17 protein-coding genes are annotated in these 15,818 nt (G+C 53.8%); 8 read left to right on the forward strand and 9 right to left on the reverse strand.

From position 1 onward, the window contains the following. Position 1 precedes the first annotated feature (1 nt). Both NXT00_RS04690 and NXT00_RS04695 read left to right on the forward strand, forming a co-directional pair. A complete protein-coding gene (locus NXT00_RS04690) occupies positions 2 to 775 on the forward strand; it encodes an isoprenyl transferase (protein ID WP_259078215.1) in 774 nt (257 codons plus the stop codon). 40 nt (positions 776 to 815) lie between these two features. Then, positions 816 to 1,319, forward strand: a complete 504-nt coding sequence (locus NXT00_RS04695; protein WP_259078213.1) for a flavodoxin domain-containing protein — start codon at positions 816 to 818, stop codon at positions 1,317 to 1,319. Here the strand turns inward: NXT00_RS04695 and coaA are convergent. Next, a complete protein-coding gene (gene coaA / locus NXT00_RS04700) occupies positions 1,316 to 2,242 on the reverse strand; it encodes a type I pantothenate kinase (protein ID WP_259078211.1) in 927 nt (308 codons plus the stop codon). The two genes, NXT00_RS04695 and coaA, sit on opposite strands and share 4 nt — an antisense overlap. A 217-nt stretch (positions 2,243 to 2,459) precedes the next feature. Between coaA and glyA the strand changes: the two genes are divergently transcribed. The 3 genes from glyA (at position 2,460) to NXT00_RS04715 (ending at position 6,541) form a co-directional block, all read left to right on the forward strand. After that, positions 2,460 to 3,743 (forward strand): serine hydroxymethyltransferase, encoded by a 1,284-nt coding sequence (gene glyA, locus NXT00_RS04705; RefSeq protein WP_259078209.1) that lies wholly within the window; start codon positions 2,460 to 2,462, stop codon positions 3,741 to 3,743. A 100-nt stretch (positions 3,744 to 3,843) separates the two neighbouring features. Beyond that, positions 3,844 to 5,838 carry an aminodeoxychorismate synthase component I gene (pabB, locus tag NXT00_RS04710; RefSeq protein ID WP_259158282.1) on the forward strand — a complete coding sequence of 665 codons (1,995 nt, stop codon included), beginning with the start codon at positions 3,844 to 3,846 and terminating at the stop codon, positions 5,836 to 5,838. Further along, positions 5,828 to 6,541 carry an aminotransferase class IV gene (locus tag NXT00_RS04715; protein ID WP_259158283.1) on the forward strand — a complete coding sequence of 238 codons (714 nt, stop codon included), beginning with the start codon at positions 5,828 to 5,830 and terminating at the stop codon, positions 6,539 to 6,541. Before pabB ends, NXT00_RS04715 begins: the two co-directional genes overlap by 11 nt. Before the next feature lie 2 nt (positions 6,542 to 6,543). On the opposite strand, the gene NXT00_RS04720 is transcribed toward NXT00_RS04715, so the two are convergent. Next, a complete protein-coding gene (locus tag NXT00_RS04720) occupies positions 6,544 to 6,864 on the reverse strand; it encodes a DUF5997 family protein (protein WP_259158286.1) in 321 nt (106 codons plus the stop codon). Positions 6,865 to 6,926: 62 nt separating this feature from the next. Here NXT00_RS04720 and NXT00_RS04725 point away from each other — a divergent pair, with 62 nt between their 5' ends. Then, positions 6,927 to 7,583, forward strand: a complete 657-nt coding sequence (locus NXT00_RS04725) for a LysR family transcriptional regulator substrate-binding protein (RefSeq protein WP_259158288.1) — start codon at positions 6,927 to 6,929, stop codon at positions 7,581 to 7,583. A 6-nt stretch (positions 7,584 to 7,589) separates the two neighbouring features. On the opposite strand, the gene NXT00_RS04730 is transcribed toward NXT00_RS04725, so the two are convergent. Both NXT00_RS04730 and glpX read right to left on the reverse strand, forming a co-directional pair. Further along, on the reverse strand, positions 7,590 to 8,987 hold the full coding sequence (locus tag NXT00_RS04730; protein ID WP_259078199.1) for a class II fumarate hydratase: 1,398 nt from the start codon (positions 8,985 to 8,987) through the stop codon (positions 7,590 to 7,592). 199 nt (positions 8,988 to 9,186) lie between these two features. After that, on the reverse strand, positions 9,187 to 10,206 hold the full coding sequence (gene glpX, locus NXT00_RS04735) for a class II fructose-bisphosphatase (protein WP_259078196.1): 1,020 nt from the start codon (positions 10,204 to 10,206) through the stop codon (positions 9,187 to 9,189). Positions 10,207 to 10,435: 229 nt separating this feature from the next. Here glpX and NXT00_RS04740 point away from each other — a divergent pair, with 229 nt between their 5' ends. After that, complete coding sequence (locus tag NXT00_RS04740) at positions 10,436 to 11,008, forward strand: DUF4245 domain-containing protein (protein ID WP_259078194.1); 573 nt, start codon at positions 10,436 to 10,438, stop codon at positions 11,006 to 11,008. Here NXT00_RS04740 and NXT00_RS04745 read toward each other — a convergent pair. Further along, positions 11,005 to 11,259, reverse strand: coding sequence for an exodeoxyribonuclease VII small subunit (locus NXT00_RS04745; protein ID WP_259078192.1), 255 nt, complete (start codon positions 11,257 to 11,259; stop codon positions 11,005 to 11,007). The genes NXT00_RS04740 and NXT00_RS04745 overlap by 4 nt on opposite strands. Positions 11,260 to 11,279: 20 nt before the next feature. Beyond that, entirely contained in the window at positions 11,280 to 12,506 is a 1,227-nt protein-coding gene (xseA, locus tag NXT00_RS04750; protein ID WP_396124738.1) for an exodeoxyribonuclease VII large subunit, read from the reverse strand. A gap of 40 nt (positions 12,507 to 12,546) precedes the next feature. Here xseA and NXT00_RS04755 point away from each other — a divergent pair, with 40 nt between their 5' ends. Next, positions 12,547 to 13,503 (forward strand): 4-hydroxy-3-methylbut-2-enyl diphosphate reductase, encoded by a 957-nt coding sequence (locus NXT00_RS04755; protein ID WP_259078190.1) that lies wholly within the window; start codon positions 12,547 to 12,549, stop codon positions 13,501 to 13,503. Positions 13,504 to 13,528: 25 nt separating this feature from the next. On the opposite strand, the gene NXT00_RS04760 is transcribed toward NXT00_RS04755, so the two are convergent. The 3 genes from NXT00_RS04760 to metS form a co-directional block, all read right to left on the reverse strand. Further along, positions 13,529 to 14,308: a DUF6542 domain-containing protein gene (locus tag NXT00_RS04760; RefSeq protein ID WP_259078188.1), complete on the reverse strand. Its 780-nt coding sequence runs from the start codon at positions 14,306 to 14,308 to the stop codon at positions 13,529 to 13,531. Positions 14,309 to 14,331: 23 nt separating this feature from the next. Then, complete coding sequence (locus NXT00_RS04765; protein WP_259158290.1) at positions 14,332 to 15,537, reverse strand: AI-2E family transporter; 1,206 nt, start codon at positions 15,535 to 15,537, stop codon at positions 14,332 to 14,334. Positions 15,538 to 15,633: 96 nt separating this feature from the next. Continuing rightward, positions 15,634 to 15,813, reverse strand: coding sequence for a methionine/alanine import NSS transporter subunit MetS (metS, locus tag NXT00_RS04770; protein ID WP_259078184.1), 180 nt, complete (start codon positions 15,811 to 15,813; stop codon positions 15,634 to 15,636). Positions 15,814 to 15,818 lie beyond the last annotated feature (5 nt).

Below are 15,818 nucleotides of genomic sequence, written 5' to 3' on the forward strand. Positions count from 1 at the left end.
GATGAGATTTTCTCTCCCCTCGCTCCTTTATCCTCTATACGAACGCCGCCTCCTGTGTGAAATCGCCGATGTGGAACAACCAAGCCATGTCGCCATCATGTGCGATGGAAACAGACGGTGGGCGCGGGAAGCCGGCTTCATTGATGTCAGCCAAGGGCATCGAGTGGGCGCTAAGAAGATTGGTGAGCTAGTGTCCTGGTGCAAGGGAACCAAAATCAAATCGGTTACTGTCTACCTCCTATCGACTGAAAATCTGGAGCGCAGCCCTGATGAATTGCAGTTACTGCTCGATATCATTGGCGATGTTGTCGATGAGCTAGCCGCCCCGCAGCGTGACTGTGTCGTTCGCCTGGTGGGACACCTCGACTTACTGCCAGAGCATATTGCAGCGCGGTTGCAAAAAGCATCTCATAAAACTTTGGAACACTGTGGGGTTACAGTGAATGTGGCCGTGGGTTATGGTGGGCGCCAAGAGATTGTGGATGCGGTCCGCGCTGTGATCGCAGATGCCGCCACCCAGGGAATATCCGCAGCTGAGATGGCTCGACAGATTAGTGCTGAATCCATTTCCTCTCACCTGTATACCTCAGGCCAGCCTGATCCTGACCTGGTTATCAGAACTTCCGGTGAACAACGTTTATCTGGTTTTATGCTGTGGCAGTCCGCGTATTCCGAGATTTGGTTCACCGATACCTATTGGCCTGCCTTCCGACGGCTCGACTTTTTAAGAGCATTGCGTGACTACTCCAAACGCTCTCGCCGCTTCGGAAAATAACATTCTTTAAGTAGACAACACTCGAAGGAGTGAGCAGCTCTTGACCACACCCGTAGCCCATATCCGCTATGACTCCCAATACGGATCCAGCAGGGATTACGCCGAGGAATTAGCTCAGCGTTTGAGTACCCATGCTCACACCTTAGATGCAGCCGTGCCGAAAGACGGCCAGCCGGTCGTCTTCTTCAGTTTTATTCACGGGCCGGTGATCCCCGCCGTGGAGGGGGCCGCGGCTTTAGGCGAGTACCAGCCCCCGATTGCGCTCGCTGTGGTCGGTATGTCTCCCGTTGACTATGCGCGGGAAAAAGACAGCCTGGCACGTCTCGCCCCGCATTATCAACGTTTTTACCTTCCCGGTAGGCTGATCTATTCTCAACTTTCCACCAAGCACAAAACTATGATGCGAGCTCTAGCAGCAGGCATTGCTCTCAAACCCCTGAGGAACCCGGCCGAGCAAAATATATTGGATACCTTTGGACGTGATATCGATCTAGTTAACTTCGCGGAGTTAGACCCCATCGAACAGTGGATCAATTCTTTCTAGACTTTGCGCATGCGCACGTGCTGCACACTGTGGTCGGCGCCCTTGACCAACACCAGTGAAGCCCTCGCACGGGTAGGCAGAATATTCTCTACCAGGTTGGGCAAGTTAATCGTTTGCCAGATACTGCGGGCTTGAGCGGTGGCTTCCTCATCGCCAAGATCAGCAAAATGCCGAAAGTGGGAGTCAGGCTCTTTAAACGAGGAATAGCGCAGCTCCAGGAAACGATTGATATACCATTGTTCGATGTCCCCGCTCTCCGCGTCCACATAGACAGAAAAGTCGAATAGGTCGGATATTGCTAGGTTCGGACTCGGCTGTAAAACGTTGAGCCCCTCCACAATAAGAATATCGGGACGTGAAACTACGTGGTAGGTCTCGGGTACTCGGTCGTAGAGAGTATGCGAATAAACCGGTGCATGCACAGGTGCCTTGCCCGCTTTCACATCACTCACAAAACGCAAGAGCGCGCGTTGATCATAGGTTTCGGGGTAGCCCTTGCGTTCCATGAGACCGCGCCGCCTTAGCTCACGGGCTGGATAAAGGAATCCATCGGTAGTGACAAGATCTACATGTGGGTGGTTGGGCCAGCGTTGCAGGAGAACTTGCAATAATCGCGCAGTCGTCGATTTGCCGACGGCTACCGACCCCGCGATACCAATGACGAAAGGGACGTGTTCTGGACCTTCGCCGAGAAAGGTATGGGTAGCTGCGTGCAACCCTTGGCGTGCTGCAACCTGCAGGTGGATCAAACGAGAGATGGGAAGGTAGACTTCGGCGACCTCTTCGATATCGAGGTTTTCTCCGATGCCTCGAAGTTGCTCAACCTCGTGTTCGCTGAGAACTTGGGGAAAAGACTTTCTCAGGTATCGCCAGGATTCGCGATCGAATTCCAGATAGGGACTACCTATTTTTGCGCGGGACATAAACCTAAATTGTGCCAACCACAGCATAAGAAGGGCAAACTGGTTGAAACTAAAAATACGAAGCGCTCCCGTCACAGGGGAACGTGAGTATATTCTTAGATCTGAGCCTTAAAGATCCCCAACCCTTTCCATCACTGACCGCTGGTACCCTGAATTCTTAGGTTGGATCACGATAAAGAAGAGCTCAATTGAAAGAGAAAGGTTCCATAAAGCCCTCATGTCTAATGATATTCGCTACCAATCCCTTGCTGAATTAGATCCAGATATTGCCGAGGCGATTTCGGGAGAGCTCTCGAGACAGCGCTCCACCCTCGAAATGATTGCCTCAGAGAATTTTGTTCCCCGTGCCGTGCTGCAGGCGCAAGGTTCTGTCTTTACTAACAAATATGCCGAAGGATATCCAGGTCGCCGTTATTACGGTGGCTGCGAGCACGCCGATGTCGTGGAAGATCTAGCCCGATCACGAGCTAAGGACCTTTTTGGTGCAGAATTTGCCAATGTCCAGCCCCACGCGGGTGCCCAAGCCAATGCCGCGGTGCTCATGGCGCTCGCTCAGCCAGGGGATAAGATCATGGGTCTGTCCTTAGCGCACGGTGGTCACCTCACCCACGGCATGAAGCTCAATTTTTCCGGCAGATTCTATGAGGTTGCAGCCTATGGGGTCGATCCGCACACATTCCGAGTGGATATGGATCAAGTACGCGATATGGCCCTCAAGGAGCGACCTCAGGTTCTCATCGCCGGTTGGTCTGCGTATCCGCGACATCTCGATTTTGCCGCCTTCAGGGATATCGCCGATGAAGTAGGGGCCAAATTATGGGTCGATATGGCGCATTTTGCTGGGCTCGTTGCAGCAGGCGTTCACCCGAGCCCCGTGCCCTATGCCGACGTGGTGTCCACGACAGTACACAAGACTTTGGGCGGACCCCGCTCCGGTATTATTTTAGCCAAACAGGACTACGCCAAGGCTCTAAATTCCAGCGTCTTCCCGGGACAGCAGGGCGGCCCTTTGGTGCACGCGATTGCCGCAAAAGCGGTAGCCATGAAGATTGCGGCCACTTCTGAATTCGCCGAGCGCCAACATCGCACGCTCGATGGTGCCAAAGTTCTAGCCGAACGCCTGATGCAAAACGATTGCACCCGCGCGGGAGTCGATGTATTAACCGGTGGAACCGATGTCCACCTTGCACTTGTGGATCTGCGCAATTCTCAGCTCAATGGGCAAGAAGCCGAGGATCTGCTGCATGAAGCGGGAATTACCGTCAACCGCAATGCCGTCCCATTCGATCCGCGCCCACCGATGGTAACTTCCGGCCTGCGCATTGGTACCCCGGCCCTAGCTACGCGCGGCTTCGACCACGACGCCTTTGCGGAGGTAGCAGACATCATCGCAGCGGCTCTAACCGGATCGGAAAATCTCACAAACCTACGCGAGCGAGTTGATGCTCTCACGAAGAAATTCCCCCTCTATCCAGGTCTAGAAGATTGGAAGATGTTTTAAAAATCTCTGAAAATCCGAGCCCCGTTGCCTAGAGAAAGTTAAACCTCGGGCAGCGGGGCTTTATTGTCAAAACCCGTGGACCTCGTCTACCTTAGCTGATGTGCATATCATTATCGTCGATCACCAAGATTCATTTACCTATAACGTGCACACGTATATCCTGGATATTCTCCCCAGCGCCCGTGTCGATGTCATTGATTTTCGAGATATGACGGTGGCGCTGGCAGATACGGCAGATGCCATCATTCTCTCGCCTGGTCCTGGAGCAGTCGAGAACTCGCAAGATATTGGCAATAGCCTCGAGATTATCCGCCACAGTATAACCCCATTACTTGGTGTCTGTCTGGGGCACCAAGCGCTAGGCTTCGCCTACGGAGCCCAGTCAATACTGGCCCCCACGCCCATGCACGGCCGCACGAGCTGGATCAAGCATGATGGCCAAGACCTCTTTGCCGGTTTAACATCCCCTTTGGAAGTAGTTCGCTATCACTCCAGAGCCATCACTAATATTCCTGCTGAATTTGACATCACAGCGCGCGCCGATGACACCACGATCATGGCAATCAGGCATCGCAGCAAACCCCAATGGGGTGTCCAATTCCACCCCGAATCCATTGGGGGTTTCGACGGACACCGCTTGATCGAGAATTTTCTCAATCTCGCGAAAAACCATAAAAATTCCTCATCTCAATGCACGGTCGCACACCCCGCCCCACCAAAGCCCATAGCCAAAGTACACTCAGGCTATCGGGTAGAGGTTAAGACTATCGAGGGCTGCGTGGATCCTCTCAACATAACAGCTGATCCTGTGTATCTTCTCGATTCCACCGATCCGCACCACCGTGATGGTCGCTGGAGTTATCTCGGTATCAAGGGCGGTCCTTTCGCCCGAGAAGTCCAAGGGTGGGGTGCTGCCCGAAATCCCGGAGGGCAGGGTAATATCGAGCTTTTGGAAGATGCTCTGATTCACGCAGACACCTCCGCGGTCAGAGACCTAGAACTTAGCTTTAGCCTCGGCTTCGTGGGCTATTTTGGCTACGAGGTTCATGACGCGCTCAATCCCGAGGATCATCCAGCAGCCCTGCACTTTGTACTCAGTGACAGAGCTCTAGCGTTTGACCATCGAAGTAAGAAAACTCATATCCTCTATCTCACCAAAGAGGGTGCAGCCAAGGCGAATCTCGCTCAGCACCACTGGGCACGCAGAATGGCGCAGACAGTGAGCGCTACATCACCCCATTATTTTCCAACGAGCATAGGAAAACTCACAGCCTGGCATTCGGAAGTTGAATACCTAGCAGCCATCCAGCGTGCCCAAGAGTATATTGCGGCGGGAGATTCCTATGAGGTGTGTTTGACTACGCAACTTACGGCAACCATCGATAGTTTCGACCCGAGGAGTTGTTATGCACAATTTCGCAACCGCACTCCGCTAGGAGCTTGGCTCAATTTTTCCAACACCCAAGTAATGTCAAGTTCGCCTGAGCGATTCCTCCACTGCGATCAAGATGGCGTGATAGAGTCTCGCCCCATCAAAGGGACAAGGGCTCGCAGCTACGACCCGCGGGAGGATCAAGCCCTTAGAAACGATTTACTGTCTCACCCAAAAGACCGTGCCGAAAATCTTATGATTGTGGATCTAGTACGCAATGACCTCGCTCGCATTGCCCAGCCCGGGACGGTAGTAGCGGCTCCTCTTTTTGAAGTGGAGAGTTTCGCGAGTACCCATCAGCTCGTGAGCACTGTGCGCGCACAGCGCGCGCCGGGAGTGGGTATCTCTGAGATTATGCGAGCGACGTTTCCAGGCGGTTCGATGACGGGCGCACCTAAAGAGCGAACAATGCGCATTATCTCAGAACTGGAGAAGGGGCCACGCGGTATTTATTCGGGCGCGCTGGGCTATTTTAGCTGCGACGGCCAGTTTGATCTCTCCATGGTGATTCGAACCTTAGTTATCTCAGGTGGCCAGGCGCGCTATGGAGTGGGAGGGGCGATTGTTGCCCAGTCTGATCCCGTAGCGGAATATGCTGAGATTATGACCAAAGCCCGACCCCTTACCGACAGTGTGGCGCAGGATTTCCCTCGTGGACATTGATCTGTCGGTATTCGATCCCGCTCAGGGATTCGTTCCTACCTCCCACAAAGTATCTGGGCGCGTTATCATAGATTCCTTCCCTGTGGAGCTCGGCCGCACATCCCATCTCGATCTGCACCTTGAGCGTTTTTCTCAGGCCTGCGGAATTTGTGTTCCAAGGAAGATCCTCGAGGCCGCACTCAGTGATATTATGTGGGGATTTCCCCGCCTCGAATACGAGGTAAAGACAGGCCAGATATTCCTCAGGTTACGATCCATGCGGCCAATTCGTACGGAGACCTCACTCTTTAGTGTCACCGACACCCGTGAGCGACCTGAGATAAAGGGGTGGGACCTTGGTCTCATTGATTCCTTGAGGGCTGGAGGCTACGGGTGCGACGATATTCTCTTCCTCAATCCGGACGGCTTGGTAAAAGAGGCCGGATATGCGGTTGTTGCTTGGTGGGAAGGAGAACAGCTTTGTAGCCCGCGGAGCGAGCTGGGCATCGTGAATTCCACGACGTTGAAAAGAACTGCTACCCACATACCTATAATCCGCAAGGATATAACTGTGGCGACGCTCGCTAAGCACGTCGCCATGGTCGGGTCAGCTCTTCATGGATGGACAGCCCTGACCAGCATCGTGAACGACGAGGCTCAGACCTTGATCCTCCCGCAGAATGTCAACCTGCTCGAGCGAGCAAATAGAGCGTGGGGAGCTTAAACCTAGTGTGAATCGCGGTTTTCCGCGAGGTTAGTTCGTTCGGTGCGCAGCCACTCCGGCTGGTTATTGAGCAAGTCCTTAATCTCGGCAGTAGTTAAGGGCTTATCCATGTCATTGCGCTTCAGAGCGGCGATGGTGATACCCAGTTTCTGAGCCACCACTGGGCGAGGATGCGGCCCAGTGCGGCGTAACTCTTCCAACCAATGAGGGGCTGCCTCTTGCAAAGCCACAAATTCTTCGTGACTGAGCGCAGTATGTTGGAACTCCTCTGGGGCGGCGGGCAAGTAGATGCCTAGCTTCTTAGCGGCTGTCTGGGGCTTCATATAAATCCCAGACGGTTTGCGTGCAGATTCTTCATTCACGTAGTAGACGGTACCATTATTTCATGCTCACCTTAAGTTTTATCACTGGAACCGAACCCGATAAGTGGTTTCGACGCTTCCGAGATCGCACCTCTCAGACCGAGCTTAAGGTTCACGCCAGCGATGATCCGCTTGCCGAGTTAATCAGGGGTGAGGTTGTCTTAGCGCTCACTCGGATTCCAGATTCGCGTCTCGATGACACCTACCATGTGGTCCGCTTGTACCAAGAGCAAGTAGGAGTGGCATTCCCCAGTGACCATCCTTTAAATCTTTTAGACGCAGTCACGCCAGCGGAACTAGACGGCGAAATTGTTCATACCCGGTATACCGAAGCCCTCAAAATCGAGGAGATTCGTACGCACCTACACACTGTGGCAGCCAATGTAGGTGTGGTTATTGCTCCGCGTCCTATGCTCAAAGCTCTCAGCGGGGCACGTGTAGCACATCGTCCATTAATCGAGAGTGAAACTCCCCCCACCACCATCGCCTTAGTATGGTTGAAATCCGAAGACAGTGACGATATTCAGGATTTTGTAGGCATTGCTAAAGGGCGAACGAGTAACTCCTCGCGGCATACGCAGCCACAACGATCCGCCCAACAAAAAGCTCGAGATAAAGCAAAGCGCCGCTTGGCGTCGAAACGCGTGCCAGCAAAGCACAACAAGCGGCGCAGCCGATAGCGGAGATTAGTGATCGCGGTCAGTATTGGCCATCGCCAAAACGTCGAGGCGTTTATCGAGTTCTTCCTCGGTCAGTTTTTCTCCGTCAACAAAGCCTAGATCGATAACGGTCTGCCGAATCGTCTTGCCTTCCTTGAGTGCGGTCTTTGCCACCTTCGCGGCATTTTCATAGCCGATAGCGGAGTTCAGCGGGGTCACAATAGACGGGGAGGACTCAGCAAGTGTCTTCATGCGCTCGACATTGGGCTCGATTCCATCCACTAGTCGAGTAGCAAACTGGCGCGCAGTATTAGCGAGCAGGCGAGCCGACTCTAAGACGTTGCGTGCCATCACCGGGATGAATACGTTGAGCTCAAAGTGCCCCTGGGAGCCACCAAATGCTACAGCTGCGTCATTGCCAATGACTTGCGCTGCCACCTGGGTAGCAGTTTCGCAGAGCACTGGATTCACCTTGCCAGGCATGATGGAAGAACCTGGTTGGAGATCAGGAAGGTGAATCTCACCGAGACCAGTCAGTGGGCCGGAGCCCATGAGACGGATATCGTTAGCGATCTTGTTTAAAGAAACGGCGATCGTGCGCATAGCTCCTGAGAATTCCACCAACCCATCGCGGGCTGCCTGCGCCTCGAAGTGGTTAACACACTCTTTCAGCTCCTCAACTCCAGTGAGCTTGACTAGTTCAGCGGTGACTTTTGCGCCGAAATCAGCGGGAGTATTCAAGCCGGTGCCGGTAGCGGTACCACCAATAGGAAGTTCGCCCAAGCGTGGGAGGCAAGCCTCAACGCGCTCGATACCAGCCTCAATTTGGCGGGCATACCCGCTGAACTCCTGGCCTAGGGTCACAGGGACCGCGTCCATGAGGTGAGTACGGCCAGACTTAACAACGCTCTCCCATTCTTTAGCTTTAGCGGCAAGAGAGGCGTGCAGTACCTTCAGGCCTGGAATAAGGTCGCGCACCGCAGCCTCAGTCGCGGCAATATGGGTAGCAGTGGGGAAGGTGTCGTTGGAGGACTGGCCCATATTCACATGATCGTTGGGGTGGACTTCGACACCATTGAGATGCGCAATGGAGGCAATGACCTCGTTGGTATTCATATTCGATGAGGTACCCGAACCAGTTTGGAATACATCGATGGGGAATTCAGCGTCGTGCTTCCCCTCGGCAATTTCCTTAGCAGCCGCGATGATGGCCTCAGCTTGCTCGGTAGGGAGCAAACCACGGTCTTTATTGACCTGGGCGCAGGCCGCTTTAAGTAAGCCGAGGGCCCGGATTTGAGCGGACTCAAGGCCGCGACCAGAGATAGGGAAATTCTCCACAGCACGCTGGGTTTGGGCTCGCCATAGAGCCTTAACGGGAACCTTCACTTCACCCATAGTGTCGTGTTCGATGCGGAATTCAGTCATATACGTTTCCAACCTTTTAAATATGTGAAAGTAAAAGAACTTTCTGCGGAAAATTGGGTCGACTGGGCACTCGGCGTGGCAGGCGCACGAGCAATCCCAGCGCTTAACCTAGTATGGCTCAAAAACGAGGGCAGCGGGAGTTAAAGCGCTCAAGAAGGCCTAGCTTCGTGGCATGAATCACCTCACCAACCCTTTCCCGCTATCTGAGGTCGGCGTGATAATCCACAGCGGAATACTCCTGTAGTTTTGCAAGCTGATGCACGGATTCGATATAGCGCACCGTGCCGCTGCGCGAACGCATCACCAGCGAACGCGTTGTGGCGCCGTTTCGGCGATAGCTCACTCCGCGCAGCATATCTCCATTAGTCAGGCCGGTAGCAACGAAATAGCAGTTATCTCCACGGACTAGGTCATCGGTTCCCAACACCCGATTAAGATCGTGGCCCGCTGCTCGAGCGCGGCTGCGCTCGGCGTCGTTCTGGGGGGCGAGAATCCCTTGAATTTCTCCACCCATGCATTTCATCGCGCAGGCGGTAATAATTCCCTCGGGGGTTCCGCCAACACCCATCATTATATCGACCGAACGACGCATCTGAGCCGCGGCGACGGCGCCCGCAACATCGCCGTCTCTGATTAAACGCACCTTAGCTCCAGCCTCCCGAATATCTCTTATAAGCTCGGCGTGTCGGGGGCGGTCGAGGACCACCACGGTGACATCGGATTTATTAATTCCCTTTGCTCGCGCTACTGCGGAAATATTGGTGGAGACCGGGGCATTAATATCAATGGCTCCAACACAGTCCGGGCCTACTGCGATTTTTTTCATATAGAAGACTGCCGACGGATCATACATCGTGCCGCGCTCGGCAGCAGCGAGAACCGATATAGCATTGGGGCGCCCCTCTGCCATGAGCGTGGTGCCGTCGACAGGGTCGATGGCGATATCAACCTCAGGGCCTTCGCCGGTGCCTACTTTTTCGCCGTTAAAGAGCATGGGGGCGTGATCTTTTTCCCCTTCTCCAATAACAATGACTCCTTTCATGGGGACAGAATTTAAAAGGGTTCGCATGGCGTCCACCGCGGCTCGATCACCGTTATTCTTCTCGCCCCGTCCCACCCAACGTCCTGCTGCTAACGCTGCGGCTTCCGTCACCCGAACAAGATCGAGAGCTAGATTGCGGTCGGGTGTATGTACTTCGTTGCTCGAGGTATAAGTCACAGTATCTCCTTGTAGGTCAGGGGCGTGGAGGCTATCAACACTTGTCCAGGGAGGGGGACCCTCTTGCGTCAATCCCACATTTTAATCCCTAGACATTCACCATTGTGACACCATTTAGTGGGTATTTGCTATGGGTTTACCCTCAACGAGGGGTGACTGTATGAATCGGGGACGGTGCAGAGTGTAGATAGGCTTTGCAACCGGTATGCCAACTGACATACTCATACACATGGCTGAAGAGAAACCACGGATCTACCAATCGGGCCGCGACATCACGCTTTCACTTGGGGCGATCCTCATCGTCATGGTCGTTGCGGTTGCGCCAACTGGCATGTGCTCGACCACCGTTGGTGCTCCTGAATTTGGGCCCGTGAAAGAAGTGGATGCGCGCGCCTTTTTAAGCCTTGAGTCTCGGGCTATGCCTTATCCCCTCCGCTTGCCTCAAGCTCCCCAAGACTGGGTTGCTAATTCTGCCAGACGCTCGAGTATCGATGGGCAGCCGGCAACTGTCGTGGGTTGGGTAGTTGCCGAGAGTGGATATATTAAAATGACCCAGACGGGTCTGCCGGCTGACATAGCAATCGCAGAATACGATAATAATCCCCGTGAGTTAGTCGCTCGCTATCAGATTCAGGGCACGCCCGTGAAGCTGTACGAATCTCCTGACAAGGGGGTTCGCGCGGTGCGCTTGATCGACTTGGGTGATGTCCGCATTCTCTTCTCAGGAGCCGCCAACGATCAAGAATTCGACACGATTATCGCGGGGACAATCCTCACGGATCCTGTCATCTCTGAAGGTTAATCCTGGCTGTTTTCCTGCTGGCCAGTGACCTCCGCAACCTTCGAGGCAGCACGGCTGAGTTGCTCTTCACAGTAACGGGCTAGAGCCTCGCCACGTTCCCAGTACCGTAGTGATTCATCCAAACTCATTTGACCTAATTCTAAGATCTTGACAATCTCGATGAGTTCGTTGCGGGCGTGCTCGTAAGGCAGGGATTCTATCGGTGCGAAGTCTGCTTGTCCTTGGCCGCTGCCAATTGTCTCGTGGGGCATGGTTTTCCTTTTCTTTGTGGTTAGTCTGCGGGCTTATTCTGCATGGCTGCCGCGGTAATTGACCCATCATTCACGCGGATGCGCAGCTGCGAACCCGGGGGAGACTGCTGGATTGAAGTTACTACCTCTGGTGGTGTTCCATCCCGGGGTAATACCTGCACAACAGCATAACCGCGCTCAAGCGTAGCTGCAGGGCCTAAAGTCGAGACCTGCTTGCGCAACATTAGCATCTCTTTGTTAAGGCCATCGATATAGCGGTGAATGGTGCCATCCAACTGGGTTGCAATAAGTGAAAGATCCCGAACATGCTGGTCCACGAGGCTCATCGGTCGAGCCAATACAGGTCGCATCCGCAGATCTCTCAGGGCCCGTGATTCTTTATATACCCAGCCACGCAACGCCTGCGAGCTACGGTAACGAAGCTCCTTAATCAGCTCGCGTTCGGCCACCACATCAGGAACTACCCTCTTGGCCGCATCAGTGGGAGTAGCGGCCCGCAAATCCGCAATATCGTCGAGTACGGGGCGATCCGGTTCATGCCCAATTGCCGACACCACCGGAGTGTGGGTGGCCACCACCTGACGCTGTAAGGCTTCCTCAGAGAAGGGGAGCAAATCTTCAACAGATCCACCGCCACGCGCGATAATAATGACGTCAACATCGGGATGCTCGTCAAGAGTTTTCAGGGCTGCAATAATCTCAGGGACCGCCCGTGCGCCTTGCACGGCGGTATTGATAACCTCAAATTCTACTTCGGGCCACCGTAGCCGTGCTACCGAGAGGACATCGCGTTCGGCAGCTGAGCCGCGACCGGTTATCAAACCGATGCGTCGCGGCAGAAAAGGAAGTGGTTTCTTACGCGTTGGATCGCTGAGGCCTTCGGCTGCCAATTGTTGTCGTAATTTTTCAATACGGGCAAGCATAGCTCCGAGACCAAGGTGTTCGATCTTGGTTATATGAAGTGAAAAGCTGCCGCGACCTTCGTAAAATTGCGGTCGACCGAAACAAACGATTCTGTCACCATCGTGGATTGTGGCTAATAGCTCGTGCGGACACGTGACCGACACACTGGCCTCAACTTCGACATCGCGCAGGGTGAGATATCCATAGCGCCAGCGAGGGTTGGCTTTGAGTTGAGTGACTTGGCCCTCAACCCAAATTGTTCCTAGGCGTTCGATCCAACCTTTAACTTTATTGTTAAATTCCCTGACTGGCCACGCGTTTTCCGGAGAGTGTGCTGCGTCCACGATAGAATTCGACCCCCTATGTGTATTAAGCTCGTAGATTATGACATCAACTAAGAAAGTGCTCCTGGCCGCACCGCGCGGTTATTGTGCAGGAGTAGACCGCGCGGTTGAGACAGTCGAGCGTGCTCTCGACAAGTATGGCGCACCAGTGTATGTGCGTAAAGAAATCGTACACAACCGCTACGTCGTAGATACGCTCGCTGAACGGGGCGCCATCTTTGTTGATGAAACTTTTGAGGTCCCCGACGGAGCTTATCTGGTGTTCTCAGCCCACGGAGTTAGCCCCGAGGTGCATCGGGAAGCCGCGGAGCTTAACCTTACAACTCTCGACGCCACGTGCCCGCTCGTGACCAAGGTGCACAACGAGGTTAAACGATTTGCCCGAGATGGCTATCATATCCTCTTTGTCGGACACGAAGGCCACGAAGAAGTCGAAGGCACTGTAGGAGAGGCTCCGGGTGTCACACACCTCGTGGATGGCCTCGGCGGGGTATCCACCCTTCCCGAGTTCTTGGCCGATAAGGAAAAGCTGATCTGGCTATCCCAAACTACCTTGTCAGTTACCGAAACCATGGAAATTGTGGATCTGCTGCACCAGAAGTATCCGCAGCTCATCGATCCCCCTAGCGATGACATATGTTACGCAACCCAAAATCGTCAGGTTGCCGTCAAAGCGATTGGTGCTCGCGCTGATCTTTTCATTGTGGTGGGATCGCAAAATTCCTCAAATTCCAAACGGCTCGTGGAAGTAGCGCTACAAGCGGGCGCGAAGGCCGCCTATCTTGTTGATTACGCCCATCAAATTGACCCAGCGTGGTTCAACGGTGTGGATACAGTGGGGATTTCCTCCGGAGCATCCGTTCCCGAGATCTTAGTCGATGGGGTGCTGGAGCTTTTGGCTAAAAACGGCTATAACGACGTTGAAGAAGTTCGGACCGCGGCTGAAAAGATCGTCTTCGCCCTTCCGCGCGACCTGCGACCAGCACGAACCTCATAAAACCTTTCCAGCTGGGAGGTTTTTGCTAGCTATACAAATCGTCATCGAGGGAGCCAAGTCGAGGCAGGGTACGCTTATCTAGACGCGGGTTGGGAGTCGCCTGAGCCTGCTCGCTAGCCGCTGGCTGCGGCGGAGACGCTTCAGGCGGCCGCACCGAACGAACGGGTCGTAAAGCATAGGTCTGAGGTTTACGCGATTCTGGGTCACGTTCAAGGACCGATGGGGGGCGTGATCGCGCATTGCGGCGCAATAATTCTTCTACCGTCACAGTGCCTCTATCAGAGCTGCGTCGCACCCGCGAACGAGCCTGGCTAGCTTGCATTGTGGTGCGGGCGTTGGCCGCCCTAGTTTCTTGCAAGGTCTTCTTCACTCGGCGCTCAATAACTCGAGTGCGGCGGCGCAAGAGGCTTACTCGCAAAACCGCGATGAATCCAGATAGAAGGGTGGCGGTGAGGAGTGCGGGGAAGTGTTGCATGAGGGGGTAAAAGACCGAGATAATCTCTGTAGTACTGAGATTTTGGGCTGGTTGGTTATCAGTCACGATGAGCCATCCCGCTATAGCGCTCGAGGTGGCAAAGCACACGGGTACACAACTCACTATTATAAAGAGGGCTTTCGGAATGGTGAGGATAGTAACCAGCAGAGCGCTGAAGGTGAAAATAGCTAGAAAGGGCACCCCGAGAGTTCCCGTTACTAAGGTTGCTCCGACTGCGGTCAGAGAGCCAGCGACGAGGCCGAGTAGCGCGATCTTTAAGGAAAAGCCATAAAAGGGCGCGGAAGACGATTTGCTGGTAGCGGTAGACACAAATAATTATCCTACTATCAGTTTCAGCGACTAAAGATGTCCGCCACTTTTTTGGGCGCCAAACTTACATAGGAACAAATATAACGAGCGATATTCTCGCTGTCACCGAAATCGTCAACCGCAGGGTTGCTCCCTGCCGAATCCTGCTGCGGCGCTACGTATTCACCTGTTCGCTGGGCAATTTTTTCGTTGAGGTAGCGCATAAGAACCGCCACCATGGCAGCTACAGGTACAGCCAAGAAAGCGCCCATCATGCCAAATTGGCTACCGCCGATTGTGATGGAGACGAGGACTACCACCGGGTGCAGATTCATCGCTCGCGAGTGTAAAAGAGGTGCCAGTATATTGGACTCAACCTGCTGAACTACGAGCACAATTGCGAGAGCTATCAGGGCTTCGGTAAAACCCAAGGACACTAGAGCAACTAGAACCGAGAGGGCACCTGCGACAAATGCTCCCAGTATGGGAATGAAGCCAGCAACGAAAGTGAGAACTGCGAGCGCCAGCGCCATGGGTACCCCGAGTATTGCGAGACCCAAACCGATAAAAACTGCATCGACGAGAGAGACGATTGCTTGAGCGCGGATAAATCCACCTAAGGTAGCCCAGCAACGGTGGAGAACTTCAGTGAGGTGGAGGCCGATACGCGGGCCGACGATCCCAGATAACCACGGGAGAAAAAGGTCGCCGTCCTTGAGGAAAAAGAACGTAAGCACCACGATTATGCCAATTGTTATCAGTGCAGAGGAGGCGAAGCCGAGTCCAGAAAATAATAGGCCGCCTTCCTGAAGCCAGTTAACCGCCCGATTAATGAGGGCACTCAGATCTTCGGCATCCAAATTAAAAGGCGGGCCCTGTAACCACAGCTGGAGTCTCTGGATTCCTTCGAAAGCTTGGTAGTAGAGAGTTTGAGACTGACGGCCTACCTGTGGGGCCATAATCCTAAGGAGAACACCGATGACGGTAAAAGATCCCACTATGGTGAGAAAAGCTGCTAAACCTGGGTGAACCCCGAGTTTTCGGAGAACGACGAACGGTGGATATAGAACTGTACACACAATGAGCGCCAGTGCGATGGGAAGGACCCCACGCCACGTTTGCCACAATACAATCCCCACTAAGTAAGTGGCAGCAACGATAATCATGAGTCTTAGACACCACGCCGCCAGGATTTTAATGCCACTTGCGATAACCGTGGCGCGATCGGGATACGGGGGAGGGGTGCTCACATTGACAATCTTTCCACATTTTCTCTACGGATAGCGCAAGGGCCGGCTCGACTCGATGTCGATCCGGCCCTTGCGTGTATTGAAAGCTGAGGTCTACTAAGCGGAGTCCTGTCGAATCTCCTGAGCTAGCAAGACATCGTCGGTGGCAAATTCAGCGGTGCCAAAATCACCTGAAACTTCGTCGGGGTGGCGTTGTAGGTGGATGAGGGTAGCAGCAAAGCCTCCCCAAATAACGACCATAAACAAGACCATCATAAAAATTGCGATACCAGTCATGTAAA

Origin of the sequence: Corynebacterium sp. ES2715-CONJ3 (assembly GCF_024814365.1) — a bacterium.
Taxonomy (GTDB): domain Bacteria; phylum Actinomycetota; class Actinomycetes; order Mycobacteriales; family Mycobacteriaceae; genus Corynebacterium.

Excerpts from the sequence above, each read along its gene's own strand:
- NXT00_RS04690 (WP_259078215.1), top strand. The coding sequence starts at position 2 with ATGAGATTTTCTCTCCCCTCGCTCCTTTATCCTCTATACGAACGCCGC.
- coaA (WP_259078211.1), bottom strand. The coding sequence starts at position 2,242 with ATGTCCCGCGCAAAAATAGGTAGTCCCTATCTGGAATTCGATCGCGAA.
- glyA (WP_259078209.1), top strand. The coding sequence starts at position 2,460 with ATGTCTAATGATATTCGCTACCAATCCCTTGCTGAATTAGATCCAGAT.
- NXT00_RS04720 (WP_259158286.1), bottom strand. The coding sequence starts at position 6,864 with ATGAAGCCCCAGACAGCCGCTAAGAAGCTAGGCATCTACTTGCCCGCC.
- NXT00_RS04725 (WP_259158288.1), top strand. The coding sequence starts at position 6,927 with ATGCTCACCTTAAGTTTTATCACTGGAACCGAACCCGATAAGTGGTTT.
- NXT00_RS04730 (WP_259078199.1), bottom strand. The coding sequence starts at position 8,987 with ATGACTGAATTCCGCATCGAACACGACACTATGGGTGAAGTGAAGGTT.
- NXT00_RS04740 (WP_259078194.1), top strand. The coding sequence starts at position 10,436 with ATGGCTGAAGAGAAACCACGGATCTACCAATCGGGCCGCGACATCACG.
- NXT00_RS04745 (WP_259078192.1), bottom strand. The coding sequence starts at position 11,259 with ATGCCCCACGAGACAATTGGCAGCGGCCAAGGACAAGCAGACTTCGCA.
- NXT00_RS04755 (WP_259078190.1), top strand. The coding sequence starts at position 12,547 with ATGACATCAACTAAGAAAGTGCTCCTGGCCGCACCGCGCGGTTATTGT.
- metS (WP_259078184.1), bottom strand. The coding sequence starts at position 15,813 with ATGACTGGTATCGCAATTTTTATGATGGTCTTGTTTATGGTCGTTATT.